Source organism: Gracilibacillus caseinilyticus (assembly GCF_022919115.1).
Lineage (GTDB): Bacteria > Bacillota > Bacilli > Bacillales > Amphibacillaceae > Gracilibacillus > Gracilibacillus caseinilyticus.
On sequence record NZ_CP095072.1, the window covers coordinates 3,874,289 to 3,898,002 of the forward strand.

24 protein-coding genes are annotated in these 23,714 nt (G+C 38.4%); 4 read left to right on the forward strand and 20 right to left on the reverse strand.

All coding sequences use genetic code 11. The features are described 5' to 3' along the window. Nucleotides 1-31: 31 nt before the first annotated feature. From MUN88_RS18615 to MUN88_RS18665, 11 genes are all read right to left on the reverse strand, one after another. Nucleotides 32-646, reverse strand: a complete 615-nt coding sequence (locus tag MUN88_RS18615; RefSeq protein ID WP_244717987.1) for a DUF421 domain-containing protein — start codon at nt 644-646, stop codon at nt 32-34. A gap of 28 nt (nt 647-674) precedes the next feature. Then, nucleotides 675-1,703: a spore photoproduct lyase gene (gene splB / locus MUN88_RS18620; RefSeq protein WP_244717989.1), complete on the reverse strand. Its 1,029-nt coding sequence runs from the start codon at nt 1,701-1,703 to the stop codon at nt 675-677. Further along, complete coding sequence (locus MUN88_RS18625; protein WP_244717991.1) at nt 1,703-1,945, reverse strand: transcriptional regulator SplA domain-containing protein; 243 nt, start codon at nt 1,943-1,945, stop codon at nt 1,703-1,705. The genes splB and MUN88_RS18625 overlap by 1 nt, the downstream gene beginning before the upstream one ends. A gap of 135 nt (nt 1,946-2,080) precedes the next feature. Further along, nucleotides 2,081-2,746 (reverse strand): deoxyribose-phosphate aldolase, encoded by a 666-nt coding sequence (gene deoC, locus MUN88_RS18630; RefSeq protein ID WP_244717993.1) that lies wholly within the window; start codon nt 2,744-2,746, stop codon nt 2,081-2,083. A 16-nt stretch (nt 2,747-2,762) separates the two neighbouring features. Further along, entirely contained in the window at nt 2,763-3,167 is a 405-nt protein-coding gene (locus tag MUN88_RS18635; RefSeq protein WP_244717996.1) for a cytidine deaminase, read from the reverse strand. Nucleotides 3,168-3,188: 21 nt separating this feature from the next. Beyond that, nucleotides 3,189-4,001, reverse strand: a complete 813-nt coding sequence (locus MUN88_RS18640) for a purine-nucleoside phosphorylase (RefSeq protein WP_244717999.1) — start codon at nt 3,999-4,001, stop codon at nt 3,189-3,191. A gap of 15 nt (nt 4,002-4,016) precedes the next feature. Beyond that, the gene (deoB, locus tag MUN88_RS18645) at nt 4,017-5,195 is read right to left on the reverse strand and encodes a phosphopentomutase (protein ID WP_244718002.1); all 1,179 of its coding nucleotides are present in this window, start codon (nt 5,193-5,195) and stop codon (nt 4,017-4,019) included. A gap of 23 nt (nt 5,196-5,218) precedes the next feature. Then, the gene (locus MUN88_RS18650; protein WP_244718004.1) at nt 5,219-5,383 is read right to left on the reverse strand and encodes a XapX domain-containing protein; all 165 of its coding nucleotides are present in this window, start codon (nt 5,381-5,383) and stop codon (nt 5,219-5,221) included. Nucleotides 5,384-5,449: 66 nt separating this feature from the next. Beyond that, nucleotides 5,450-6,751, reverse strand: coding sequence for a pyrimidine-nucleoside phosphorylase (locus tag MUN88_RS18655; RefSeq protein ID WP_244718006.1), 1,302 nt, complete (start codon nt 6,749-6,751; stop codon nt 5,450-5,452). Between the two features lie 185 nt (nt 6,752-6,936). Then, nucleotides 6,937-8,133 (reverse strand): NupC/NupG family nucleoside CNT transporter, encoded by a 1,197-nt coding sequence (locus tag MUN88_RS18660; RefSeq protein ID WP_244718008.1) that lies wholly within the window; start codon nt 8,131-8,133, stop codon nt 6,937-6,939. Between the two features lie 463 nt (nt 8,134-8,596). Continuing rightward, on the reverse strand, nt 8,597-9,322 hold the full coding sequence (locus MUN88_RS18665) for a GntR family transcriptional regulator (protein ID WP_244718010.1): 726 nt from the start codon (nt 9,320-9,322) through the stop codon (nt 8,597-8,599). Between the two features lie 229 nt (nt 9,323-9,551). On the opposite strand from MUN88_RS18665, the gene htpG reads away from it, so the two are divergent. The 3 genes from htpG (at nt 9,552) to MUN88_RS18680 (ending at nt 13,945) form a co-directional block, all read left to right on the forward strand. Continuing rightward, nucleotides 9,552-11,432 (forward strand): molecular chaperone HtpG, encoded by a 1,881-nt coding sequence (gene htpG / locus MUN88_RS18670; protein WP_244718012.1) that lies wholly within the window; start codon nt 9,552-9,554, stop codon nt 11,430-11,432. Nucleotides 11,433-11,810: 378 nt separating this feature from the next. Continuing rightward, nucleotides 11,811-13,748, forward strand: a complete 1,938-nt coding sequence (locus tag MUN88_RS18675; protein ID WP_244718014.1) for an aconitate hydratase — start codon at nt 11,811-11,813, stop codon at nt 13,746-13,748. Nucleotides 13,749-13,768: 20 nt separating this feature from the next. Further along, nucleotides 13,769-13,945: a hypothetical protein gene (locus MUN88_RS18680; protein ID WP_244718016.1), complete on the forward strand. Its 177-nt coding sequence runs from the start codon at nt 13,769-13,771 to the stop codon at nt 13,943-13,945. 36 nt (nt 13,946-13,981) lie between these two features. Here MUN88_RS18680 and MUN88_RS18685 read toward each other — a convergent pair whose 3' ends face one another. From MUN88_RS18685 to MUN88_RS18715, 7 genes are all read right to left on the reverse strand, one after another. After that, nucleotides 13,982-15,022, reverse strand: coding sequence for a lactonase family protein (locus MUN88_RS18685; protein ID WP_244718018.1), 1,041 nt, complete (start codon nt 15,020-15,022; stop codon nt 13,982-13,984). A gap of 277 nt (nt 15,023-15,299) precedes the next feature. Beyond that, nucleotides 15,300-15,557, reverse strand: coding sequence for a hypothetical protein (locus tag MUN88_RS18690; protein WP_244718020.1), 258 nt, complete (start codon nt 15,555-15,557; stop codon nt 15,300-15,302). 72 nt (nt 15,558-15,629) lie between these two features. Further along, nucleotides 15,630-16,166: an RNA polymerase sigma factor gene (locus MUN88_RS18695; RefSeq protein ID WP_244718022.1), complete on the reverse strand. Its 537-nt coding sequence runs from the start codon at nt 16,164-16,166 to the stop codon at nt 15,630-15,632. 44 nt (nt 16,167-16,210) lie between these two features. After that, nucleotides 16,211-17,929: an ABC transporter permease gene (locus MUN88_RS18700; protein ID WP_244718024.1), complete on the reverse strand. Its 1,719-nt coding sequence runs from the start codon at nt 17,927-17,929 to the stop codon at nt 16,211-16,213. Continuing rightward, a complete protein-coding gene (locus MUN88_RS18705; RefSeq protein WP_244718026.1) occupies nt 17,904-18,803 on the reverse strand; it encodes an ABC transporter ATP-binding protein in 900 nt (299 codons plus the stop codon). The genes MUN88_RS18700 and MUN88_RS18705 overlap by 26 nt, the downstream gene beginning before the upstream one ends. After that, nucleotides 18,778-19,182, reverse strand: a complete 405-nt coding sequence (locus MUN88_RS18710) for a GntR family transcriptional regulator (RefSeq protein ID WP_244718028.1) — start codon at nt 19,180-19,182, stop codon at nt 18,778-18,780. Before MUN88_RS18710 ends, MUN88_RS18705 begins: the two co-directional genes overlap by 26 nt. Before the next feature lie 818 nt (nt 19,183-20,000). Continuing rightward, nucleotides 20,001-20,609, reverse strand: a complete 609-nt coding sequence (locus MUN88_RS18715; protein ID WP_244718030.1) for an alpha/beta hydrolase — start codon at nt 20,607-20,609, stop codon at nt 20,001-20,003. A 154-nt stretch (nt 20,610-20,763) separates the two neighbouring features. Here MUN88_RS18715 and MUN88_RS18720 point away from each other — a divergent pair, with 154 nt between their 5' ends. Further along, the gene (locus MUN88_RS18720; RefSeq protein WP_244718032.1) at nt 20,764-21,378 is read left to right on the forward strand and encodes an NAD(P)-binding protein; all 615 of its coding nucleotides are present in this window, start codon (nt 20,764-20,766) and stop codon (nt 21,376-21,378) included. A gap of 540 nt (nt 21,379-21,918) precedes the next feature. On the opposite strand, the gene MUN88_RS18725 is transcribed toward MUN88_RS18720, so the two are convergent. Both MUN88_RS18725 and MUN88_RS18730 read right to left on the reverse strand, forming a co-directional pair. Continuing rightward, nucleotides 21,919-22,968, reverse strand: coding sequence for an anthranilate phosphoribosyltransferase (locus tag MUN88_RS18725; RefSeq protein ID WP_244718034.1), 1,050 nt, complete (start codon nt 22,966-22,968; stop codon nt 21,919-21,921). Continuing rightward, nucleotides 22,940-23,707 carry a sirohydrochlorin chelatase gene (locus MUN88_RS18730; RefSeq protein WP_244718036.1) on the reverse strand — a complete coding sequence of 256 codons (768 nt, stop codon included), beginning with the start codon at nt 23,705-23,707 and terminating at the stop codon, nt 22,940-22,942. Before MUN88_RS18730 ends, MUN88_RS18725 begins: the two co-directional genes overlap by 29 nt. Between the last annotated feature and the right edge of the window lie 7 nt (nt 23,708-23,714).

The window sequence follows — 23,714 nt, forward strand, 5'->3', positions numbered from 1 at the left end:
CCGTTCACACCGGTATGGTCCTACATTTTATTTATTGCAGTTTTTTCGGTATTGGAGTCTGATGTTTTTTGTCCGCGACTTCCTTAAAGATGTCTTCTTTGCTGTTTTTTTGATTTAGTGGCGGTTGTTGCTGCGGAAAAGCTTCATTCAGTTTTTTAATTTCTTCCATAACCATCTTCATATCTTTTTTTGTCATAGGTTGCGCATCCGGTTTCATTAGGCAGCCTAATTTCCCATTCGGTTCAATAGTAGCCCACTCTACATCGCTAATTTTATTGATATTTTGCTGACGAAGCATCATCTCTAGCAAATCCACCGTAAGCCTGTACCGCTTTAAGTTTTTTTCATTTAGTTGCCCATTCTCGATTAATATTGCTGACTTACCTGTAATAAATGTTTCAAATTTATCTGATTTTAATTGAATAAATTCCATCACAATTAAAGTAAGTATTAATACGGCACTGACACCAAATGTCACCCAAATATTTTTTCCGGAGACTGGCTGGATAAGTAAAGAACCTATTGCAATCATTAGCACCGTCTGTGTCAGTGTCATCTGGGAAATCGACTTTCTGCCTGCTAATCGTAAAAGCAGTGAGCCGAGTGCAATAATTAATATTGACTTCCAAATCCAATCAAATTCCACTTAGAACATCCTTTCTATGGCTAAGTACTTACGTAAAATACTCTAGCTGGGCATTCGGAAAGAATTGCTTCATGTAATCAAATAAATGTTCCTTAATTTCTTCTTCCTCATCTTTTTGATAAATATATTTGACCATTCCGTATTTTCCCCACTTATTTCTTCTTTTTCCTTCATCTAGCTCAAGCTTCGTCATCGGATAATTTTTTTGAATAACTCGCTTAGCCGGTTTGGTAAATCGATGTTGGATAAATTCGAAAGTTATATTCTTTTTAGCATCTTCAGGCAATTCCTTATCAAGACGTTCAAACATATGATAATAGCCTTCTTTCCAACCTTCATGCAAATAAATAGGCGCTACAATAAAGCCTAATGGATATCCTGCCCGTGCTACTTTCCCTGCTGCTTCTATACGTTTAGCCAATGGAGAAGTGCCTGGTTCAAAGTACTTAATTACATAATCTGCGTTAATGCTAAAACGGAACCTCGTCTTTCCATTGTGTTCCGCATCCAATAGATGGTCGACATGATGAAACTTTGTAACAAATCGTAATTTGCCAAGCTCTGATTTACCAAAAAATTCAATCGTTCGTTTTAAGGAATGGGTAAGATGATCAACCCCTACTACATCAGACGTACAAGATGCTTCAAACCTTGTTTCTTCTGGTGCTCGCTCCTTCATATATAATGTGGCGGCATCTAATATCTCCTCGACATTTACATACGTACGTATATATGGTTTACTTCCCATTGTCGTTTGTAAATAACAATAATGGCAATGCCCCATACAGCCAGTCGCTAATGGGATAGCGTATTCTGCAGAAGGTTTTGATGTATCAAATTTTAATGTTTTACGAATGCCTACTACTAAAGTGGATTTTGCAACGCGGTACTTTTGAAAGTCGTTTTCACCTGGAAGATTTCGAACTTGATTATGCGACGTAGTATATCTTATTTCTACATCTTCTTTTTCGAATTTTTCTTTCAATTCGGCACCTAATGGATATTCCAAAGCTTTCGGTTCAAAGTAAACGAGTTGAGGACGAAATGGTCTTACCATCAGATTTCGCCCCCGGAAACATCTCCGAAATAATACTGATAGGCTTGTTCCGCTTCCTCAGCACTTCCATATACAGCCATTTCTTCACTTAAAGGATAATAGGTTTCATAGAGAAATACTGCCAAACCACCATTCGGATCTTCAGGGTTCTTTACAACGGCTGCTTCTTGCACATTCGCTACATTTTGCGTATGTGGGTTGCGATAAAACACATAAACAATGTCACCTGCTTGATAATGCATACGTCACTTCCTTCCTACTTGATAGGATGGAATAGGATAGCTAAAATTATGTAATGAACCATTTATTTTTAGTATAATGGGATACAAAAAAGGGATACAGTTGTTTTTGTTTTTAAACTGTATCCCTTGCTACTATTAATAATCACTATCGCTTTCTTCACCTTTCACAATCGCAACACTGGCGCTTGCTCCAATTCGGGAAGCACCTGCTGCAACCATTGCTTCTGCGGTTTCGGTGTCACGGATTCCTCCAGAGGCTTTGACGCCGACATTAGGGCCGACTGTTTTTCTCATTAAGGCAATGTCTTCTTTCGTCGCTCCACCTGTGGAGAAACCAGTAGATGTTTTTACATAATCTGCACCTGCTGTGATAGCTAGTCGACAAGCCATTTCTTTCTCTTCATCTGTTAGCAGACAAGTTTCAATAATAACTTTTACTAATGCTTTTTCACTTGCAGCTTGTACCACTGCTTCGATATCTTGTTTAACTGTATCATGATGGCCATCTTTTAATGCCCCAACGTTGATTACCATATCAACCTCTGTCGCACCTTTTTCTACTGAATATTTTGCTTCAAATGCTTTTACTGCAGAGGCTGTTGCACCTAAAGGAAATCCAATTACTGTACATACTTTTACTTCTGAGCCTTTTAATAATTCAAAAGCATACTCCACCCATGTTGGATTCACACAGACAGAATAAAAACCATTTTCTCTTGCTTCATTACACAATGTTTCAATTTGCTCTCTGGTCGTGTCCGGCTTTAAAGCAGTATGATCAATTTTGTTTGCTAATTTCATTTTAGTTTTCCTCCTTTTAACCTTTTACCCGGGACATATCATTGGCGATAAACGCACCAGGCAGTAAAGCGCGTACCGATGTCTCTTCGATGTCCCCTTGCATATTTGTAAGTAAAACTTTCATATCTGGGTCACAAAGCTCAGCAAGAACTTGTCGACAGGCACCACATGGTGAAACTGGACGGTCTGTATCTGCCACAACGGCCATCATCTTAAATTTTTTGGATCCCGTTGCATAAGCATGGAATAATGCTGTTCTCTCACCACAATTACACATAGAATACGCAGCATTTTCAATATTACACCCATGGAAAATCGTACCCTGTTCGTCTAGAAGTGCTGCACCTACTTTAAATTTAGAATACGGCACATACGCCTTCTCTCTAGCTTTCTTTGCTTCCTCGATTAACTTCTCTTCCATTCAGGTTCCTCCTTTTATTTTTTAGCCAATGTCTTCTATCAGCTGTTTGACAAATTGTAAAAAGGATTCCCGTACTTTCTCAGTAGTCTCGATTACTTCATCATGCGTTAACGGCTGATCCAAAATTCCTGCAGCCATATTGGAAATACAGGAGATACCTACACAACGAATACCAGCTTGTCTCGCTACCGTTACCTCTGGAACAGTTGACATCCCAACAGCGTCCCCTCCTAATATATCGAGCATTTTAATTTCAGCTGGTGTTTCATAACTAGGACCAGTGTTCCAGACATACACGCCTTCTTTAAGCGAAAACGATAACTGCTTTGCTACTTTTCTGGCGATTGCTTGTAATTCACGGTCATAAGCCGTCGACATATCTGGAAAACGAACACCGTGCTCATCGACATTTTTACCGATTAAAGGGTTTTGTCCAGTATTGTTAATGTGGTCTGTAATCAGCATTAAGTCGCCAGGTTCTAGATTACGATTCACCCCACCTGCCGCATTGGTTACCAACAGTTTTTCAATACCAAGTTCTTTCATCACACGCACTGGAAATGTCACAGCATCCAGCCCGTAGCCTTCATAATAATGAAAACGACCTTGCATGGCAATCACATCTACACCTTGCAATTCACCAACCACTAATTGACCGGCATGTCCTTCTACTGTGGAGACAGGAAAGCCTGGAATCTCCTGATATTTAATTTTCGTCGGATTTTGGATTTCATCTGCCAGCATCCCTAAGCCAGATCCTAGAATTAAACCAATTGTCGGACTATTACTAAGTTTATTTTGCAAATATGTTGTAGCTTCTTGTAATTGATTCATTGACTCAACCTCGCTTTATTTAATGTCCTTTAGAAAGCTTTTCCCGTTTACAGGTAATGTTACACCAAAATTATCAGCAATGGTAGCACCAATATCGGCAAATGTTTCTCTAATTGGCAGCTCTTTTCCTTCAGCTATTTGGTTATGGTAGACGAGCAATGGTACGTATTCTCTTGTGTGATCTGTACCATGGTGTACCGGGTCATTCCCGTGATCTGCGGTAATAATGAATAAATCATCTTCTTGTAACTTGGCAAGCATTTCTGGCAAACGTCCATCGAATGCTTCTAACGCTTCGCCATAGCCTCGCGGATCACGACGGTGTCCATATTTGGCATCAAAGTCAACTAAATTAAGAAAATGAAGACCGTGAAACTCATCATCCATTGATTGAATGAATTTTTCCATTCCATCGTCATTATCTTTTGTACGGATTGAGGATGTAACCCCTTCTCCATCATAAATATCAGAGATCTTACCTAATGCGACGACATCGAAGGATGCATCTGCTAGTTCATTCATAACTGTCCTGCCAAAAGGTTTCAGTGCATAATCATGTCGATTAGAAGTTCGTTCAAAATTACCAACTTCCCCAACAAAAGGTCGAGCGATGACTCTGCCAATCATATACGTTTCGTTCATCGTTAGAGCTCGAGCTGTTTCACATATTTCATAAAGCTCATCCAATGGAATAACATCTTCATGCGCACAAATTTGCAAAACGGAATCCGCGGAAGTATAAACGATAAGATCTCCCGTTTTGACATGATGTTCACCTAGTTCTTCTATAATCTCTGTACCAGATGCCGGTTTATTTCCAATAATTTTTCTACCTGTTTTTTCTTCAAGTGTTTGGATTAAATCTTCCGGAAATCCATCCGGAAATGTTTGGAACGGTTGTTCAATGTGTAAGCCCATGATTTCCCAATGTCCTGTCATCGTATCTTTGCCATTAGATGCTTCCTGCATTTTTGTATAGTGAGCCATCGGTTTGGCAGCTTTTTCAATGCCTTTGATTTCTCGGATGTTACTTAAGCCTAATAGTCCAATATTTGGCATATTTAATCCATTCATGTGGGCTGCTATGTGCCCTAATGTGTCCGCTCCACTGTCATTAAATTGCTCAGCGTCAGGAGCTTCACCAATTCCCACTGAATCTAATACAATTAAAAATACTCGTTTAAAAGGTTTCAATTTTTATTCTCCTCTCATGATCATTAAAGGAAGGATTTTACCCATTCTGCAATCTGTCCACCGAAATAAATACCAAATATCCCCAAAACACCAGTAAGAACAGGCGGTGCAGGTAATGGTAATTTGATAAATTTAAATACGATACCGACGATAACACCGGCAAGTAAACTTAACAAAATTGCTTTCATGATGTCCCTCCTTATTGTACTGTTTCTAAGGTTGGATGTCCAACCTCTGACGGGTGAGTTTAGTCTTTATTTAATTATATCGTATATAAGTGATTGATTTTTATACGCTTGGTTAGCAATCTGATAGGCCTGCACAATTTTATCTTCAACTTCTTTGACATTCTGTTGATTACTATGAATCGTTACTAACGTATCTCCAGCCTTGACTTCATCGCCTAATTTCTTTTGTAATACGACACCTACCGCCAGATCAATTTGGGAATCTTTTGTTAAACGTCCAGCTCCTAGCATACTTGCAGCTATACCTATCTCATCTGCTGAAATGTGATGTACAATACCTGGCGTATTTACTTTTACTTCTGTTACATATGTTGCTTGTGGCAGATGCTCTGGATGATCAATAACCGAAGCATCACCGCCTTGAGAGCTGACAAAGGTCTTCAATTTCTCGATCGCTTTACCAGAATGAATGGCATCTTTTAACTTCTCTCTCGCTTCATCGATGGAAGAAGCCTTTTTCGCTAAATAAACCATTTGACTTCCCAATGTAAGGCACAATTCCTCTAAGTCTTCTGGACCTTTACCTTGTAATGTTTCAATTGCTTCTTTTACTTCCAATGCATTTCCTACTGCAAATCCGAGCGGCTGATTCATATCCGAAATAACAGCAATCGTCTCTCGGCCTGCTCCATTACCAATGTCAACCATTGCCTTCGCTAATGCTTTAGCATCCTCGAGTTCCGCCATGAAAGCACCTGAACCTGTTTTGACATCTAACACAATTGCATCTGCTCCTGCCGCAATTTTTTTACTCATGATGGAGCTTGCGATCAACGGAATCGAATTCACTGTTGCTGTTACATCGCGTAATCCGTAAAGTTTTTTGTCAGCAGGAGTTAAATTCCCACTTTGTCCAACGACAGCAACATTCTGTTCATTCACTAGCTTATTAAATTGATCTCCAGTCAATTCAACTTGGAATCCTTCTATTGATTCTAATTTGTCAATCGTACCGCCTGTATGCCCTAGTCCTCTTCCTGACATCTTAGCAACCGGCACGCCAACAGATGCAACTAATGGTGCTAATATTAATGTTGTCGTGTCACCTACCCCACCTGTGGAGTGCTTATCCACCTTGATACCATGAATATCCGACAGATCGACTTGATCTCCAGACTCTACCATTGCCATTGTCAGATGAACTCTTTCGTCCGTTGTCATTCCTTGAAAATACAATGCCATTGCCATTGCTGACATTTGATAATCAGGAATTTCCTCTTTCGTATAACCGTCGATCATGAAATCTATTTCTTCTTTTGTTAACTCTTTACCATCTCTTTTTTTGGCGATAAGATCTACCATTCTCATTAATTATCTTCCTCTCTAAATGAAAAATTGCTTTACACCAATAGTGGTGAAAGCCTTAAAATATTAGAAAAACTCGGCATTCGCCTCGTCTTTTAGTGAGTGCGATAGTTTTTCTTATACTTGGTACACTTTAAATTTTCACTACGTCGAGCTTCATCATTGCTAAAACTTGCTTTACTAACGAGTTAGAAAAACATACCTGCTACAGCTGCACTTAATAGGGATGCCAACATACCTGCTACTACCGCTTTAAGTCCAAGCTTTGCAATGTCTTTACGTCTTTTTGGTGCTAAACCTCCAAGTCCTCCAAGCAGTATAGCCATCGAACTTAAGTTAGCAAATCCACATAGTGCAAAGCTTACTACTACATTCGTTTTATCTGATAAATTTGCCATTTCTGGTGCAAAGGAAGCATAGGCAACAAATTCGTTCAACACAAGCTTCTGTCCGATAAAACCACCGGCCATGATTGCTTCATTCCATGGAACACCTACTGCAAAGGCAACGGGAGCAAATACATAACCGAGAATCAATTCTAATGTGATATCACCGAATATACCGAGAATCCCATTTATTAATGCAATTAATGCGATAAAGGCTAATAACATCGCACCCACATTTAATGCCAGCTTTAAACCATCTGATGCACCCTTAGCTGCTGCATCAATGACGTTGACCGATTCAGTATCCTTTTCAATTTCTAAATTGTCTGTTGTCACAGACTCCTCTGTTTCCGGCATCATCATTTTTGCCATAATTAATCCTGCCGGTGCTGCCATAAAACTAGCTGCAAGTAAATATTCCAGCGGTACTCCTAATAATGAATAGCCAACAAGTACGGATCCTGCAACAGATGCAAGACCTCCTGTCATGACAGCAAATAATTCCGATTGTGTCATTTTGTTTAAAAACGGTCTTACTACTAATGGTGCTTCAGTCTGACCGACAAAAATATTAGCGGCAGCTGACATTGATTCTGACTTACTCGTCCACAGCAATTTCGATAGACCACCACCAAGGATTTTAATAATCCATTGCATAATCCCCAGATAATAAAGGACAGAAATAAGTGATGAAAAGAAAATAATAATTGGCAAGACATGCAAAGCAAAGATCGAACCAAATTCGTCACTATTTGCTAAAGAACCAAACAGAAAACTGATTCCTTCATTGGCATAGTTTATAATATCTTGAACACGCAATGTAAACCACTTTAATGCTGTTTGTCCTGTTTCCCATTTTAATACGACAAATGCAAAGAAAATTTGGATCACTAAGCCCCCAAGAATCGTGCGGATATTAATCGCTTTCCTTTTTGATGATAATAGAAACGCTATCCCCAAGATGACTACAATACCTGCAATTCCCCACAAAAAATGCATGTGGCGTTCCCCTTCCTGTTATTTAATGATTGGACGTCCTACAACTATTCGCTAAAATGAAAACCCTTTCTAACAGGGTTCGAAATTATTATAAAGGTTAGACGTCCTACAAGTCAATCGCTTTTTTATATCCAATAATTGCATTTGACATCTGCAATGATCCGATATAATCCAGTGAATCAGTAACTTGACTCTCTATATGGCTAGTATCTTTATGATTTCGAACTAAATCTTTTTGTTCAGTTTCTACTTTTGTCTTCTTTCATTACTTATGGAGATAAATCTTACTTTTTTAACCATGATTTTGTATCCTTTCTGCTGTTTGAAGACAAATCTATTTGCTTATCCCTCTACTTTTGTATCCATTTACCACTTTTCAATTCAAATCTTCACTCTTTTCTCCTATTTTTGTATCCTTTGCTAACAGCCTTAAAATAGAAAAACCATCCCACGGTGGAATGGTTTAAAATAAACGCTTACGAAATACACTAAAACTAACCTGATCAGATCGAAAGAAATTAAGCGAATATAATATCGGATTATCGTTCAAATCATAATGTATCTGCTTTAAAATTAACAAAGGCTGGTTTTCTTCGCTATGTAGTATGCTGGATATCTCTTCATGGTAACCAATCGTTTTTATTTCTGCTTTGGCATAGCTTATGGTAATATCCTTTTTTTCCTGAAGAGATTGAAGCATGGATTGCTCGTCCAATTGATAATCTTCCCCTACTAGTGACAATGGAATTTTATCAATACAGTACACTAGTGGTTCGCTGTCTGCTGTTCTCACTCGTTTTACTAAGTATACTTGATCGTCCTCTTCCAGTTGCAATTCCAGCTTGTCTTCACTGAGCGCCTCTGTTGCACCATGAAATAACAATTCCGTTCCAGGTTCTTTTCCTTCTCTTTTAATAAAATCAGTGATGCTGAAAAGCTCTTCAATTCCGCCTGAAAATGCAGGCTTTTGGTTGATAAACGTACCAATCCCGTGTCGTCTTATAATAATATTTTCTTCTTCTAAAATACGAAGCGCTTCCCTTAATGTATTACGTGATACGTTTAGTTGCTTAGCCAGCTCCATTTCTGATGGCAACCGCTCACCGGCTTCGAGTTCCCCTTCATTTATTTTGGTTTTTATCTGCTCAATTACATGTATGTATCGAGGCGTCTGATAATCAAATGCCATCCAAATCCCCCCTGTTTGTTTATACGAACAACTTATGCCATATTTATATGATAGCATAAATGCAGAAAAATTCTGATACTTTACTTAAAATAAGTGATCAGAACTTGGAAGTCAAATCGTCATAAAGCTTGACAGGTCAGTGTTTTTGTGATAATTATAGTGTGTTAGCACTCTTGTGTCATGAGTGCTAACTTACATACTTAAGATGATAAAGGGAGGAAAAAGAAACATGGAGAAAAAACAATTCCAAGCCGAATCCAAGCGCTTGCTTGAAATGATGGTACATTCTATCTATTCACAAAAAGAAATCTTTTTACGTGAGTTAATTTCAAATGCCAGCGATGCGATTGATAAAATTTATTACAAAGCTTTAACAGATGATAGTATTTCTTTTAATCAGGATGACTATTACATTCGTGTCGAAGCAGATAAAGATAACCGCACCCTTACTGTAACAGATACCGGTATCGGGATGACGAAAGAAGAAATTGAGGACAATCTTGGTACAATCGCTAAAAGTGGTTCTCTAGCATTCAAAAAGGAAATCGAAATGAAGGACGGCCAGGAAATTATTGGTCAATTTGGTGTCGGATTTTACTCCTCCTTTATGGTAGCAGACAAAGTAACTGTCTATACACGTGCACTTCACAGCGACGAAGGATACAAATGGGTTTCTGATGGCACTGATGGATATACGATTGAACCTTTTGACAAAAAAGAGGTTGGTACAGAAATCATCATTGAACTGAAACAAAACGAAGATGAAGAAAATTATGATGAGTACCTGGAAGAATACAAATTAAAATCAATCATAAAAAAATACTCTGACTTTATCCGTTATCCAATCAAAATGGATATCACAGAACAAAAACCGAAAGCTGATAATGAAGATGAATTAGTGGATGTGACAGAAGAACAAACGGTTAACAGCATGATTCCGATCTGGCGTAAAAACAAGCAGGAGCTGACCGATGAAGACTACGAAAGTTTCTATCAGGAAAAACATTTTGGCTTCGATCAGCCTCTAAGTCATTTGCATATTAGTGTAGACGGGATGGTTCGCTTCCAGTCGATTCTTTATATCCCGCAGCAGCCTCCGTTTAACTACTATTCGCAAGACTATGAAAAAGGTTTGGAACTGTATTCAAACGGTGTGCTTATCATGGACAAGTGTGCCGACTTATTACCAGATCACTTCAGTTTTGTCCGTGGTATTGTTGACTCTGAAGATTTATCACTAAATATTTCCAGAGAAATATTACAACAGGATCGTCAGGTAAATCTTATTGCGAAAAATTTAGAGAAAAAAATCAAGAATCATTTGCAAAGCATGCTGAAAAATGATCGAGAAAAATATGAAAGATTCTTCGATGCTTTCGGACGCCAACTTAAATATGGTGCTTATGCTGATTTCGGTGCAAATAAAGACAAGCTGAAAGACTTACTGCTCTTCTATTCTTCTACGGAAGAGAAACTAGTAACATTGAAAGAATACCGTGATCGAATGCCGGAAGATCAAGAACATATTTATTACGCGACAGGTGAATCACACGCAAGGATCGAAAAATTACCACAAACAGAAATGGTCAAAGATAAAGGCTATGAGATCCTCTATTTCACCGATGAAGTAGACGAATTCGTTATAAAGATGCTAATGAATTATGATGAAAAAGAATTCAAAAACGTATCCAGCGGTGATTTAGATTTAGAAGATGAAGAAACGAAAAAAGAAGCAGAGAAACAAAAAGAAGAACATAAAGATTTGTTATCGGAAATGAAAGAAATCCTTGGCGACAAAGTAAAAGACGTCAAGCTCTCTACCCGATTAAAATCACATCCGGTTTGTTTATCTGCTGATGGCGATGTTTCAATCGAAATGGAAAAAGTGTTAAGTCAAATGCCTGATAACCAAAACATTCAAGCATCCAAAGTATTAGAAATTAATAACAAACACGACATTTTCCAAGCGCTTGTTAATGCACACCAATCTGATAAAGATAAAGTAAAACTATATACAAATATTTTATATAACCAGGCATTACTGATTGAAGGGTTGCCAATCGAAGACCCGGTAGCACTGACAAATGATATGTGCAAAGTAATGGTCTAACAGTGAAAACAGGAGGGATACAGTTCCTCCTGTTTTTTATTGGTCTTATGGACAGTTTTTTAGCTTAATGATCAAATATGTCCGTAAGAATTGATTTCATAGCAGCAAGAGAGAATATTGAACACTTTTTAATAATATCTATAACCTTTAAGCAACTATTATTCCGATAAATGGCGTCTGACTTGGCGCATTTTCTCAAGCTTCATATCGTTGGATATAACTTTGCTTCATAACTCTCCCACTCCGAATTTTAAGGTAACTAAAAAAGTTTGATCTCTCCTTTCCAATCAAATTAAAACGTTTATAAATTAAATTTTGTGAAATATTACATTATAGACGAGGTTTATTTTATCGGATGTTATAGAGGAGGAAATCAAATTGAAACAGAATGTCGCTCAAAAATTAATTAAACAGCATCTTGTCTCCGGTGGTATGCAAGCTGGAGATGAGATAGGATTAAAAATCGATCAAACTTTAACCCAAGATGCTACCGGTACCATGGTCATGTTGGAACTAGAAGCAATGGGCATTGATCGAGTGAAAACCGAAGCATCTGCTCAATACGTAGATCATAATTTAATTCAAGAAGATTTCCGTAATGCTGATGATCACTTATTTCTACGTAGTGCTGCCAGAAAATTCGGGATCTACTATAGTAGACCTGGAAATGGTGTCAGCCATCCTGTTCATATGCAGCAATTAGCTAAGCCAGGTAAAACATTATTAGGATCTGACAGTCACACTTGTGCGAACGGTTGTATGGGTATGCTGGCAATCGGTGCTGGCGGTATTGATGTTGCAATGGCAATGGCTGGTGAACCGTATTATGTCAAAATGCCTGAAATTATGGGGGTAAAACTAACTGGTGAAATTCCAGATTGGGTAAGTGCTAAAGATGTCATTCTCGAAATGTTACGGCGCCATGATGTTAAAGGTGGTGTTGGTAAGATTATTGAATATTATGGTCCAGGTGTAAAAAACCTCTCTGCAATGGACCGACACGTTATTGCAAACATGGGTGCTGAATTAGGCGCGACTGCCACTGTTTTTCCGTCTGACAAGGAAATTAAAAAGTTTTTAAAACAGCAAGGACGTGAAGAAGACTGGGTAGAATTAAAAGCGGACCGAGGAGCAAAATATGACATAGACGAGCATATTGATTTATCCACGCTGGAACCACTGATCGCTAAACCTTCCAGTCCCGGCAATGTTGTTCCTGTATCAGAAGTAACTGGCGAAACGATTTATCAATCTTATATTGGTTCGTCTGCCAATCCAGGATACCGAGATTTTGCGATTGCCAGTGAAATAGTCAAGGGAAAACAAATTGCTCCTGGAACATCTCTCGATATTAACCCAACTTCCCGACAATTATTGGAACAGTTGGTTGAAAATGGACATATTGCAAACCTCTTATCAGCAGGATCAAGAATGCACCAGGCTGGATGTAATGGCTGTATCGGAATGGGACAAGCACCTGCAACAGGGAGAAATAGCTTACGGACAACACCACGTAATTTCCCGGGACGTTCCGGTACAAAAGAGGACAGTGTCTTTCTTTGCAGTCCTGAAACTGCTGCCGCGTCAGCATTACACGGGGAAATCACTGATCCAAGAACGTTAGAAATGGATTATCCTGCTATTAAAGAACCGAAAAAGTTTGCAACAGAAGGCATGTTGGAAGCACCTGCATGTCCAGATGAACAGGTTGAATTGGAAAAAGGGCCAAATATTACATCTATTCCAGACTTTGAACCGATCAAAGATAATTTCGACCTTCCTATCTTGTTAAAAATGAGTGATAATATCTCAACAGATGAAATTCTCGCAGGTGGGTCCAGAGTATTACCTTATCGAAGTAATATACAAAGAATCAGCACCTTTGCTTTTGAAATTGTCGATGACAATTATTATGAGAATGCGATGAAAAAGCGTGACAGCGGAGGACATATGATTACTGCCGGTGTCAATTACGGTCAAGGATCCAGTCGGGAACATGCTGCATTGGCTCCCCGCTACTTAGGATTAAAAGTCGTATTGGTAAAAGATTTTGCTAGGATACATCTGCAAAATTTAATCAATTTCGGAATACTCCCGCTAACTTTTGTAAATGAGTCAGACTTTGAGCAGATTTCTGAAAATGACATACTGGAGTTCCGGAATATTCATGAAACGATTCAAACAAACAACACGTTCACAATTCATATTAAAGGAAAAGAAAAGCCAATTGAAGTCCGCCATGACTTAACGAAACGTCATATCGATATTATTCTTCAAGGTGGTATTATCAACTGGATTAAACAAAAACAAATCTAATACAGAAAGGAAGTACAACGATGGGTTCACAACATATGAAATGCAAAGCATGCGACGGAACGGGGCTATTAATGGATGATGAAGAATGGCGTTATACGTGTTCCATATGTCATGGGGATGGCTTCATTTCACGCTATGAATCGAAAGAAAATCAAGATTTGCTCGACGTTGACTTGAATAGCCGTACATTAAAATAAGTAAAAAAGCCGGATAGCAACTATCCGGCTTTTAATTTATTGATGTAAAAACTTCACACAAACGGCTTCAGGTGCTGTTACATCTTTTTGGACAAGTGATAAGGTTCCTTTTTCACTGTCTCTTTCAAATAAAACCAATGTACCTGACTCCTGATTGGATGCAACAATAAATTGTTCAGATGGATCGAGGACAAAATCACGTGGCCAGTCCCCTTCCGTATCCGTCCATTCCACCAATTCCACCGTATAATCTTCCTTTACACGGAAAACAGTGATCGAGTTATGTCCTCTGTTTCCAACATAGACAAATCTGCCATCTTCAGAAAGGTACACAGCACTGCCTTGACTGTTTTCAGTAAAGTCAGCAGGTAATGTAGAGATATATTGAATTTCTTCAAAGGATCCCGCCTGCTCATCATATGATAATACAATTACTTCATTACTTAGCTCTGTCATGACATACGCATATTTGCCATTGGGATGAAAGGCAATATGGCGTGGGCCACTACCTGCTTTCGTTTTCAATTCTTGCACTTTTTGTAATTCTCCATTAACAGGTTGGTACGTTGTAATTGCATCAGTACCTAAATCAACCACAACCACATATTTCTCATCAGGTGTATAACCGGCATAATGCAAATGGGGTTTTTCCTGTCTTTCATGTGGTCCATCCCCTGCATGCTCCACTGCAGCAGGTGCCTGAATAGAGCCATCTTCACTGGTTAAAAAGGCTTCTGCCTGTTTTGTATGATAATTCGCTGCTACAACCAGGTTATTCTTGCTGTCTACACTGACGTGACATGGTGCTGAACCAGGTGTTGCCTGACTGTTTAATAATTGCAGTGTCCCTTTATCATCAGTGATTTTATATGCAGTTACACCACCCTGATCTCCTTCTTTCGAGACTGCATAAACGAATTGATTATCTTGACTGATCGTTAAGTATGTAGGATTGTCCAGTGATGAAACTGGTTCTACATCAACCAGTTTCTTTTGATCCGTATCTAATGTGAATCGATAAACGCCTTCACTTTCTTTTTTTGTATATGATCCGATATAACCTATGTATTGTGCCATAATTATAAAATTCCTTTCTTTTTAGAATATTTGCTCTTCTTCATTATAGCAAAGAACAAAAATGAAAGAAAACCTGGCAAACTTTGCTGCCAGGTTTTCCATTCTTATTACATGGTTTTATTTTTTTTCATTTGATAATAAGCATACGCACCGATGCCGATAGAAGCAAGCATGGGAAGCATTTTGTTTCCATTCATTCTCATAGGTATCCCTCCATTCGATGGTACATTTCTATTTTGTACTTATCGCGAGGTAATACCCGTGAATATTTCAGCCTTTACTGGAATTTACTCCCGACAAAAAGAAAGAATAAAATAAACAAACCGATTGTAAATGGTAAAGTACCAATTAAACTTAAGCTCATACCGTTATAGCCGCCAACTACTTCGTTCCCTACCAAATAGATAGCAACGCCGCCCGCACAGCTAAGGAAGCCCCACCAGTATGGAAGTCTCTTCCACAAACTGTAGAAGACACCGACTACAAACAGGCATAAAAATATCCATGGCAACACAACATATATAATAAAACTCATCTTCTTCATCCTTTAACGATCATTACTACTTCCATTATAAACCTTTTTACAAAAAGAAAAAACCAGAAACATTTATGCTCCTGATTTTAAAGTGGACGCTGATTGCACATGATATGATTGTTTAATTAGTTTTCTCGTCCTGAAAATTCTCATTTTGACTGCAGAATGACTGATATTAAGCTGTTTAGCAATTTGTTCATCGTCTAAATTCAATTGGAACTTCATCCGGAAAATAGGCAGTAATTTTTTATTATTGACAAGCTGTTCCAAATATTCAAATGTGAATTTCCAGTCAAGTACATCATCTACTGCTTTTACTGAGCATTGTTCCAGTTGTTCCAGCAAATTCGCTTCATTTGATAACAGTGATTCATTTCTTCTTTTTTCCTTGCGTAGAAGATCAATCGCACTACGAGATGTAATCGTTCGAAGCCAAGATCCTAACGTCTCGATCCGTTCTAACTTCAATTGATGCTTAAAAACCTTTATCCAGGACTCTTGTACCACATCTTCTGCCATTTGAGCGTCCTTAACAATTTTTAATGCGGTATAATACATCATCGATTGGTATTGACCAACAAGTTCTTCAAATATCTCACTGGTTTCCAACGTCCAACACCTCCTTATTCCTCACTAAATACAACTTAAAGCCATTATTTTAAATCGAACCATCTTGCCAGTTTCTCTTCTTTCAGAACTTGCATTGTCTGGTCATATGCTTCATGTATAGGCATATGATAATAGTTATCTGTTCCATCAACAAATTGTATAGTTCCTGAATCGTATCTATAGCTTTCTAAAACATCCTCATAAGAAGCATTCAAATAGTCTTTTCTTAAAGCTTCTACAATTTTGCGAATGGTTTCCTGATCCTTAACTACCTGACGGCCATCCACTCCGTTAACAGAGATTTCTTTAAAGTCTGTACGTTTTTCTTCGTATAACCATGAAAAGTTTGCTTGCTTGTATGCATCTGACTTTAAAATTGGTACTATAAATTGGTCCAGTTCAGTACGATCAGGAATGATATACTCTCTTGTTATTTTATTTCCATTCGTTAAATAATAAGTAATTTGTGTAGTGACTGTATTACTAGTAAATTGTATATTTTGTTCATTTGCACCGATTTGCTCTGAAATGATTTTTTGGTGAAGTGAAATTACTTGCTGTTTTAACGCTTCATCAGTTATATTTGGCTGTTTTTCACTGTCATCTTCAAAAAAAGTATAGCCATCATAACCACTGGAGAAGTAAATCCCTTCGATATCTGCTGCCTCAGGAATTTTAGTCTCATATCCATACCAGTCAAACACTAAGGAGAGCAGGACGATCATCGAAATCCCCGTATAAATCGCAAGTCCTTTCCACTTGTTAAACACTCGCCACGATTTTTGAATCAGCATCTCTGCTAGAAAATAACCGAGCAATGCCCCTATAACGTATCCAAATAAGCTCCAGCCTATTATCTGTTGCTGATTCATGCCGAAATAAACACCGCCAAGCAGCATAAAACAGATGGTTACACCAAATTTAAAAATTGGTTTAATAATGGAAAACGCTAATGTTTGACTTGCCGATTCGGTTTGTCGGTAACGATACAGAATAAATGATAGTCCTATACATAAGACAGATAGTGGCCAGTAATACCAGGTTACAATACCTTCTGCATGATTCATCGTCAATTGGACGACCCAATAGAATGGCGAAAATAATACAAATAACCCTAGCAAACTCCCATTTTGCTCACTAAAACCGAACAGCACCATGTCGAGATTGTACATTATAAGCATCGAAATGCCGTAAGGAAACAATAAAAAGATATATGTTAAACCGCCTTGCACAACAGAAATCCCAGTTAACATACCAATTAAATAGCTAAATGAATAGAAAAATATATTGCACATGGCTGTATAATAAAGCCAGCTAGCTACATCCATTGGTTGATACATGTAGTTGACATCGATCATGCCATGAAGTATCCACATTAGACATGCAACCAATACTATTGGCAACAAGACCATGGTAATACCAATAAGATACTGATGAATGAATAAGCTGGATCGTTTAACAGGTAGACTATGCATAAAATCTGCCGAACCTTTTACTTGCAAATATCTGCATGCAAAGATGCCTGCAATTATTGGTACAGTAAATAATAGAACAAGCTGTATCTCTCCATTGATAAAAAATAAGTCTTGCGCATTATTTTGATAATAGCTAATCATTTCATTATCTTCTTTTGATTTCTCCATCAGTATTTCTAATGGCAATAAGAATAGCAAAATAAAAAAGTAAGCCAGTCCAATCCAGCCTGTAGAACGAAACCCTTGCTTCCAAATTTCTTTTTTAAAGTATGATGTTTTCAATAGCATAGCCTGCCCCCTCCATTTCATAAATAAATATTTCCTCGAGAGTTAACGGCAATATATCGAAGATGACCGGAGACATACTGGTGATTTGACTTTCCACCTGCTGATATCCACCTTTGATGATCAATACATAGACACTTCCGCGTTTTTCCTGATAAAGAATATTCATACTTGCAAACAGTTCCTTATCCACTTCCTCTTTAAAGGCTATTTGCACCTTGTGAATATCTGCCTTTAAATCATCCAATCCCTTTTGTAGTAGTAAAGTACCCTTATGTAAGATACCGACTTCATCACAAATATCTTCTACTTCTTTTAAGTTATGAGAAGAAACCAGCACTGTCATTTCCCGTTCTGCGACATCCTGAATGATCCATGATTTGATTTTTCTGCGAATGACTGGATCCAAGCCATCAAACGGCTCATCTAAAATCAAATAATCAGGCATGGCACATAAAGCCAGCCAGAAAGCTACTTGACGTTGCATCCCTTTGGAAAAACGCTGAATTTTCTGTTTGGGATCAAGCGCCAGCACTTGCTGAAGCTGCTCAAATCGTTGCTGGTTCCAGTTAGAATACAAATTTTGATAAAAGTTCGCCATTTGTTTCACCGTATATTGTGAAAAGAAATATAAGGAATCCGGAAGAAAAATGATTCGATCCTTCAGTACAATATTTTCAAAGACAGGTTTTCTTTCTATCTGTACAGCACCTTCCTGCTGTTTCATGATACCTGCAATAATCTTAAGCAGTGTCGTCTTTCCTGCCCCATTTGAACCAAGTAAGCCATAAACAGAACCTTTTTCAATTTGGAGACTAACGTTATCCACGACCTTGTCCTTTTCGAATTTTTTAATCACGTTTTGAACTTGAATCATCCTTATCCCCCCTCATCGCCTGATCAACTTCTCTGATCAGTTGTTCTATCTCTGAAATGGATACCCCTAAAAATAACGCCTCCGCAATTTGCTTTTTTAATTGGTCTTTCACTTGCTTCACTTCAGCAGTATTGTCCGTCACTATCATATGATTCACGAAACTCCCCTTCCCTTTCACAGAATAGATAAAGCCTTGCGTCTCGAGTTCACGGTATGCTTTTTGAATCGTATTAGGATTAATCGCCAACTGCTGTGCAAGCATGCGGACTGAAGGCAGTTTTTCATCTTGTTTTAATACATCATTTATAATCAGTTGTTTTAATTTATCTACCAATTGTTCATATATCGGTTTTCTGCTGCGCAAATCCAGTTCAAACATGGCACCCTCCCTTTCTACTGTATTACACTGTATCATCCGTATTAACTGTATTAGTATATTTAGTACAGTTTTATTATATGATATATTTTGAAAATAGCAAGACTTAATTTCATTTTATTTCAATATTTATAACGTAGTAACTATATACTTTCAAAGAGGCCTATCCGCGCCCCGCAGGCCGCGGATAGCTTGGCCGGAGCAGTATCCCAGCACATGAATTATTTCAAAATCACCATTAATCTGCTAGTTGACATAATCCGTATTATAACAAACCGTACTTCTTTTTGAGCATGATTCTGCAATTCGACTTTGTGACTTGCTTTCTATAATAAAAAATAGAATGGGACATAAAGATGAATTAGCTTGTAATACCGAGCAATATTAAGATTTAATATATTTTTTAACATGCCGCGAAGTGCTCACAATTCACTGAGACTTCATGGAATTCTGATGTTGGCCAGGGCAAATAGAGGGTGGATTGTTCCAGGGGGGTACTCTTTCGGACAATATGTGCTCGAAATGATGCCGATTTGTCCGATTGAACCACTCTTTCAACCAATATGCGCTTGAATTAAGGCTGAATTGTCTGATTGAATCGTTCGTCGTCCAAAAGCTTTTATGAAACAGAAACAAAAGGACTTGCCAATCTGCCATGATCAAAACCTTTTTTGTAGCGAAAGGTGTTCGTATCAAAGCCTTGCCATATTGAAATATAATAAATAAAAAAAACGAACGGAGATGATGTTATGTAAATACATCGGATTTCTCGTTCGTTTTTTCATAAGCTTGTACTTTTTGTCCCAGCCTCTTCTTCACTATTATTTGAATTTTCGCTGATACCAGTCTCTTGCAGCTTCTGCTTCGGTTTGGGTTAGCTGGTGACCGTTATTTTCCCAGTGCACTTCTACATTAGCACCATTTTCTTGCAGGATTGCTGCTAAATCTTGAGATTCCTGTTCTGTACATAAAGGATCATTTTTGCCTGCTGTGATCAAGACATTGACACTGGCAAGCTCTGGCAGTTCCATACCTCTTCTTGGTACCATCGGATGGTGCAGTACCGCAGCCGTAAGAGCATCCTGGTAATGGAACAATAGACTCGCTGTGATGTTAGCGCCATTTGAATAGCCTGCTGCAATCACATAATTGCGGTCAAATCCGTATTCCTGGGCTGCTTCATCGATAAATTGATACAATTCTTTCGTTCGTTCAATAAGATCTTCCTCGTCAAATACACCTTCTGCCAAGCGCTTAAAAAAACGTGGCATCCCATTTTCGAGTACATTGCCACGCACACTTAACACATTTGCTTCTGGATCTATAATTTCAGCTAACGGTAATAAATCTTGTTCTGTTCCGCCTGTTCCATGTAATAGTAATATGGTGGGGCCTGTTAGACTTTTCCCCTCTTTGAAAATATGTTTCATACTTACACCCTCTCTCATTATCTCAACTTCGAAACATTTTCCTAATTCTAGTGTAAAAATATCCATGATATCTGTCAAGTAAGCTTGCCCACTCTTCCCAAGCATACTACAATAAGAGGAGAAAGAGAAAGTAATTAATATTGGAGTGTATCATATGAAGCAATTTTCCCCTGTATTTGTGAATTTAAGTAATAAAAAAATCGTTATCATAGGTGGTGGACAAGTCGCACTTCGAAGATTGAAAGGTTTGCTTCCCTATCATCAGCAAATCACTGTGGTTAGTCCAGCAGTAACAGATGAGCTAGATCAGCTTATTCAAGATCATCAGATAGATTGGCGCAAGGAAAAATGTGAACTTCGGCACTTCGAAAATGCCGACTTTATCGTTATTGCAACAAATAAAGAAGCAGTCAACCAATACATAGTCGACCATGCACCTTCCCATGCGTGGATTAACGCCAGTCATCGCTCAGAGGATGGCAATGTACAATTCCCGATCACTTTAACCAGAGGGAAACTGCAAATTGCGATTTCAACAGGAGGAGCAAGTCCGATTCTTGCGAAAAAAATCAAACGTGCTATCGAGCAGGAGATTCCTGATCAATATGAACAGTATGTTGACTTTCTTTATCAGGCAAGAACATTACTAATACAGCAAGAGTTGACACCTCAGCTAAAAAAACAGCTGTTGGCACAATTGATAGAAGAACCTATCTATGACAAAGATGAACAGCAAGCATGGCTGCATAAGCAAAGTAACAGAACTTAAATCCTCCCAGCCCTGGTTGCAATAAAAATATATAAAGCTACCCATAATACCGATTATGTAAAGTGAAACTGTAAAACAATGTGGTAATTTGGATAAGCTTTATATGCATAGCGAAGCTCCGGAAACATCTCCGCGTCCTGTGTGGTCAGCCTCAACTTCCTCGTGATGAGCAAAGAGCGCTTTCCTGCGGGATTTTCGGACACGACTGATCCACGGGGGGAGTCTCCGCATATTTTTTACGTGCTACAACGTATGAAACAGCTAAAAGCAGTGGTTCTAGGCATTTTGTTATTAATTCAAATGCTGTTATTGATGGATGCGCTCAATATGCTAGTTCTTACAAAAGTTGTAGAGTACTATCTTAGCGCAAGCCAACTCCCGCGGGACCGGAGCGTAATCCTTGCACTAACAACATTTCAAAAGATCGCTATGCTAGCATAATCGGTATTACAAGGACCCACCCTTCATCCTGAGCAAGATTACTTCTGCGATTCGCCTTTAATCACTTTCTTTACTTACACAAAAGACAAATGTGAAGATTTAACTTACCTCACATTTGTCTTTTTGCAATTGCTGTAATTTTTCCATCGCCTTACCCGATTTAATTTGCTGATCGGCCAGTTCAGTACCCTCTTCAATTGAATTGGTTACTTTAAATAAATAATAGCGCAACCCAGCATTTAACAGAATTTGATGATAATAATATTGATTTTCCGGCAATGCCTCCCCAGCAAAGACAGAACGTACAATAGCAGCCTGCTCTTCTGCAGACAGTTTCACTGATTTATCAAAATCATCCGAATACAGCCCATAATCCTTTGGCTTAACCGAAAAAGATTCCAAACCATCAGGTGTCCAATCAAATACAAAACTGTTTCGATGGACAGGTACATCTTCTGATCCTTCTAACCCCTGCACGAGAAAAACATGGTCATAATCAAGCTGTTTGAAAACATGTGCTAGATTGTTGATAGCAGTACGGTGAAAGGCACCTAGCATTACATTTCGTGCCTGTGCAATATTGACTAGTTTTTCCACTGTATTAAACAAGGTTCGCACTCCAATTTCCTTACGAATCGAACGGATGCTTGCGAGCGGCAAACAATATTTTTCTGTATCTGCAAAAGCAAAACGATGTTGTACAAATCGCGCTTCATTCTTGGACTTATCAGTATCAGATGCTAAGCCAAGTGCTTGAATGATTGACTTCAATGATGTACCGTATTTAGGCGGTAACGTATCACTTGCCGAGAGGAAAGCAGGAATACCTTGCTCCGCTAATAATATGGAGACAGGAATGGTAGCAGCAAATGAATTACGACCATTATAAGGACCGACAAAATCAATTGTTTGTTGCTGCATCTCTTTTGATAAATGAAAGCGATCAGCATGCTTTTGTAGTGTATGAATAAACGCTAGCAATTCTTCAGGCGTCTCCATTTTAATACGCTCTGCTACCAGATAGGCGGCAATTTGCGCATCTGTCGCTTCGTTTGTCAGCATTGTTTCCGCAATTTTAACTGTCTCTTCATACGGTAAATCTTTTGAACCTTTCTTACCTCTAGCTACTTCTTTCAGCCATTGTTGCATCCGTACTCGCTCCTTCTCTTACTTCTACTACTCTTTCTGTTAAAATATCCACAATCAGCGGATGATGACCCAGATAATCCGATCGTAATATTTCTTGCCCTGGTTCCAATTCAAATGTTGTCAAGTAATCCTTGATTCCACGATCCAGCAGACCAGTAAATAAGATATAAGGTATCACTAATACTGATTTTCCTTGGTGGACCTTATCTGCTAAAAAAGGTTCAAATTTAGGTTCGCTAGCTGCTAGGAAACATTTTTCAATACGATTACCAGAAAATTGATGACGAAGCATTTCAGCTAAGGTTTCTGTATTCTCCACCGCTTGTGGGTCACTGCTTCCACGCCCGACAAGCAACATATCATAGTTTCCAGGATCATTGGTACAAGCATTGATCCGATCGACTAAAACCTCGATCATTTTCGGTTCTACCTCGATCGCACGACCATAATAAAAAGATAGATTTGAATGTTTTTCTTTTTCCTTTTCTATCATTGCCGGAATATCTTTCTTCGCATGACCAGCCGTCAATAATAAAATCGGCATAATATAAAGATTTGTCGCTCCTTGCTTCACTGCATTATCAATTGCTTGTGCCAATGTCGGCTCCTGCAATTCTAAAAAACATGTTTCCTGAATGGGGGCATCAATATTATTCTTAACTTTTTCTATCAGTTCTATTGATTCTTTCTTTGATTCTGTTAATCTACTTCCGTGACAAATATAAATAACAGCTTCCACTTGTGCT

Excerpts from the sequence above, each read along its gene's own strand:
- MUN88_RS18650 (WP_244718004.1), bottom strand. The coding sequence starts at position 5,383 with ATGAAAGCAATTTTGTTAAGTTTACTTGCCGGTGTTATCGTCGGTATC.
- MUN88_RS18640 (WP_244717999.1), bottom strand. The coding sequence starts at position 4,001 with ATGAATCAATTACAAGAAGCTACAACATATTTGCAAAATAAACTTAGT.
- MUN88_RS18690 (WP_244718020.1), bottom strand. The coding sequence starts at position 15,557 with ATGAGTTTTATTATATATGTTGTGTTGCCATGGATATTTTTATGCCTG.
- htpG (WP_244718012.1), top strand. The coding sequence starts at position 9,552 with ATGGAGAAAAAACAATTCCAAGCCGAATCCAAGCGCTTGCTTGAAATG.
- MUN88_RS18635 (WP_244717996.1), bottom strand. The coding sequence starts at position 3,167 with ATGGAAGAGAAGTTAATCGAGGAAGCAAAGAAAGCTAGAGAGAAGGCG.
- MUN88_RS18715 (WP_244718030.1), bottom strand. The coding sequence starts at position 20,609 with ATGAAACATATTTTCAAAGAGGGGAAAAGTCTAACAGGCCCCACCATA.
- deoC (WP_244717993.1), bottom strand. The coding sequence starts at position 2,746 with ATGAAATTAGCAAACAAAATTGATCATACTGCTTTAAAGCCGGACACG.
- MUN88_RS18705 (WP_244718026.1), bottom strand. The coding sequence starts at position 18,803 with ATGATTCAAGTTCAAAACGTGATTAAAAAATTCGAAAAGGACAAGGTC.
- MUN88_RS18725 (WP_244718034.1), bottom strand. The coding sequence starts at position 22,968 with ATGCAACAATGGCTGAAAGAAGTAGCTAGAGGTAAGAAAGGTTCAAAA.
- MUN88_RS18655 (WP_244718006.1), bottom strand. The coding sequence starts at position 6,751 with ATGAGAATGGTAGATCTTATCGCCAAAAAAAGAGATGGTAAAGAGTTA.
- MUN88_RS18710 (WP_244718028.1), bottom strand. The coding sequence starts at position 19,182 with ATGTTTGAACTGGATTTGCGCAGCAGAAAACCGATATATGAACAATTG.
- MUN88_RS18685 (WP_244718018.1), bottom strand. The coding sequence starts at position 15,022 with ATGGCACAATACATAGGTTATATCGGATCATATACAAAAAAAGAAAGT.
- MUN88_RS18700 (WP_244718024.1), bottom strand. The coding sequence starts at position 17,929 with ATGCTATTGAAAACATCATACTTTAAAAAAGAAATTTGGAAGCAAGGG.
- MUN88_RS18665 (WP_244718010.1), bottom strand. The coding sequence starts at position 9,322 with ATGGCATTTGATTATCAGACGCCTCGATACATACATGTAATTGAGCAG.
- splB (WP_244717989.1), bottom strand. The coding sequence starts at position 1,703 with ATGGTAAGACCATTTCGTCCTCAACTCGTTTACTTTGAACCGAAAGCT.
- MUN88_RS18660 (WP_244718008.1), bottom strand. The coding sequence starts at position 8,133 with ATGCATTTTTTGTGGGGAATTGCAGGTATTGTAGTCATCTTGGGGATA.
- MUN88_RS18720 (WP_244718032.1), top strand. The coding sequence starts at position 20,764 with ATGAAGCAATTTTCCCCTGTATTTGTGAATTTAAGTAATAAAAAAATC.
- MUN88_RS18625 (WP_244717991.1), bottom strand. The coding sequence starts at position 1,945 with ATGCATTATCAAGCAGGTGACATTGTTTATGTGTTTTATCGCAACCCA.
- MUN88_RS18680 (WP_244718016.1), top strand. The coding sequence starts at position 13,769 with ATGGGTTCACAACATATGAAATGCAAAGCATGCGACGGAACGGGGCTA.